Origin of the sequence: Dietzia sp. UCD-THP (assembly GCF_000349585.1) — a bacterium.
In the GTDB taxonomy this organism is placed as follows: Bacteria; Actinomycetota; Actinomycetes; order Mycobacteriales; family Mycobacteriaceae; genus Dietzia; species Dietzia natronolimnaea_A.
This window is the reverse complement of record NZ_KB714640.1, coordinates 2,184-4,388: the sequence shown is the minus strand read 5'-3', so window position 1 is coordinate 4,388 and position 2,205 is coordinate 2,184. Positions and strand designations below refer to the sequence as shown.

Here is a 2,205-nt window from a genome sequence, read left to right as displayed (position 1 = left end):
CAAGGCCCGCGCCCGCATCGAGTCGGGGGAGGGGCCATCGGCGATCGCCCGCGATCTCGGAATCGGACGCTCCACGCTGTACCGGGCGCTCCAACATCAACTGACAACCACGTCGAATTAGGTGGTCCATCCCCCTGCCTGCATCGTCCCCTCCGCGTGGACCGGCCACTGTGGTACGGTGCGTATAACAGTTAAACAGATAGTTTGACGGTGTTTTGGGGAGGGTGTTGTGGCGACGATAGCGTTTCGTGTGGACGATGCCATGCGCTCCGAGCTGGAGGAGCTCGCGCAGAGTCGGGGCGTGAGCCTGTCCGACCTGGTGCGATCCACCTTGGAAGGGCTGATCCTTCGAGATGATCCCCGGGGGCGGTGGACAGAGACTGCGCCGCGCACCCTGACGACCTACGAGCGGCAGATGCTCGCCATGCAGCACCGCATCCTCGCCCACGTGATGCCACCCACGCATGAAGAGGCCCCCACCGAAGACTGCGCCCATGTGGAGGGGGACCCCGACTATCAGCGCCAACGCGCCCAGATACTGGAAGGCGGGTACGTCACCGAATACAGCGACGTGTTCATCAGTACCCACCCCGAACTGACGGCCGACGAGTGCACCTTCGTGATGGATCTACTCGACATGTTTCGCACCATCACCGTCAGCATCCAGCGTCTTCGGGGCGCCGGGCAGAGCATCGGTGACGAAACGGAACGGTTGCTGCAGTTTGACGGCTTTGATTACCAGGTCAAGGCCGAAACGCGACTCCTTGACTACGTCCGGCATCTCGTCAGCGAGACCCGCTGGTCCGAAGTGCTCCCCGTGCTGGGTCCTGATCACGACTACGGCAACTCCCACGGTCCGAGGCTGGAGCTTTACCAGCGGATTCTTGGCGAGTACCAGCTCATCCGCCACGAGCAAAAGCCGCGTCTCGAGCTGTCTGACTACCTACTCACAGCTGACCAGCTGCAGCGTCTGGCTGACGCCGGAACTCATCCCTCACGCAGGTCCGACCACCAGTCGGGTGGCACGGCGGGATCGCCTTCAACGGTCGAAGGCTGACGGAGCATGGACCCGCGCAATAGAGGGGATCTCGAACGGTTAACGGCCCGCTACCGAAGCCTGCCTGGTCGAGAGCGGGTGGCGTTCGTGGACGAGGCGTACCGACTCCCCAACGATTGTCGCCCAGGCGAAAAGCCCTTCTACGCCCTGGCCGCGGTGCTGCTGACGATCGACGATCACGTGGATATCCGCGCGGACCTGCATCGCATCGTCGGCGGCAACTGGTGGCATACCGTCGACGCACAGCAGACCCAAGACGGACTCCCGAAGATCGAAGAGCTGACGGACTACCTCGCTGACTATCGCGACCCGTGCGTCCTGGCCGTCTGCCATACCCCAGGTCCGGACGACCAGGCCATCGGTATGCGTGCGGTGAGCCTGTCCGCTCTACTCGCCGCACTAGACTCCCAGGCTCCACGCCCAGGCGCCGGCGAGGGCCACCAACGCGTCGTCCCCGCGCAGGCCAAGATGATCGTCCTAGAGCGACAGAACAGACATCAAGACACCGACCGCGACTTGCACACCATTAGGCAGGCGCGCCAGAGCGGCGCTATCAGCCGACACTTTCCAGTGATGCATGTGTCCCCATCGATCGAGAACCTGCTCTGGCTACCCGACCTGGTCAGTCACACTTATCGTAGGTACATCACCCACGACGAAGATCTCGTCACTCGCCTCGACGGGCAAACGGTGACGCTTGAACTGCCCGCAAATAAGAGCGACCCCCTGGGTGCCGCAGCATATGTCCAGGGGGTAAGCCGACTGTTCCAGTAGGAAGGGTCGGTCTCTGCTCGCCTTTATGATCCCGCACCTCTGCCACGAATGCAACCATGCGGGCCCCAGGCGTCTGCCGTGGCCGTCCTCAGCGCATGGCCCCGGCCTAGTGGGCATGGCACGGACCGCGACCGATCTCCGTTCCGCCAGCGTCGCGCGAGACCCTGATGCGCGCACTTCTTTTGCACTGCACCTCTGCGCCACAGCTGCATGGGCCACCAGTGGAGTGCGAGCTGCCGAGTCCCAGGCACGGGACACACGGGGCAGTTGTCGCGGTAGGGGATCGTCAAACGCGACACAGCTTGCCTTTGCTTTGGAGAGGCGTCGCTCTCGATCTCGATTGCCCGTGAGGGGGTCCGGATGCTCCTCAGGTG

3 protein-coding genes are annotated in these 2,205 nt (G+C 63.4%); all 3 read left to right on the top strand.

From position 1 onward, the window contains the following. The first annotated feature begins 16 nt into the window (after window positions 1–16). The 3 genes from H483_RS38725 to H483_RS28410 all read left to right on the top strand — a co-directional run bounded on the left by H483_RS38725 (window position 17) and on the right by H483_RS28410 (window position 1,831). The gene (locus H483_RS38725; RefSeq protein ID WP_371204269.1) at window positions 17–121 is read left to right on the top strand and encodes a helix-turn-helix domain-containing protein; all 105 of its coding nucleotides are present in this window, start codon (window positions 17–19) and stop codon (window positions 119–121) included. A 180-nt stretch (window positions 122–301) separates the two neighbouring features. Next, a complete protein-coding gene (locus H483_RS38185; RefSeq protein WP_238556284.1) occupies window positions 302–1,057 on the top strand; it encodes a YfbU family protein in 756 nt (251 codons plus the stop codon). A 6-nt stretch (window positions 1,058–1,063) separates the two neighbouring features. After that, window positions 1,064–1,831, top strand: a complete 768-nt coding sequence (locus H483_RS28410) for a hypothetical protein (RefSeq protein WP_081615168.1) — start codon at window positions 1,064–1,066, stop codon at window positions 1,829–1,831. Window positions 1,832–2,205 lie beyond the last annotated feature (374 nt).

What these genes read in the sequence shown, in the direction of transcription:
- H483_RS28410 (WP_081615168.1), top strand. Translation starts at nt 1,064, where the DNA reads ATGGACCCGCGCAATAGAGGGGATCTCGAACGGTTAACGGCCCGCTAC.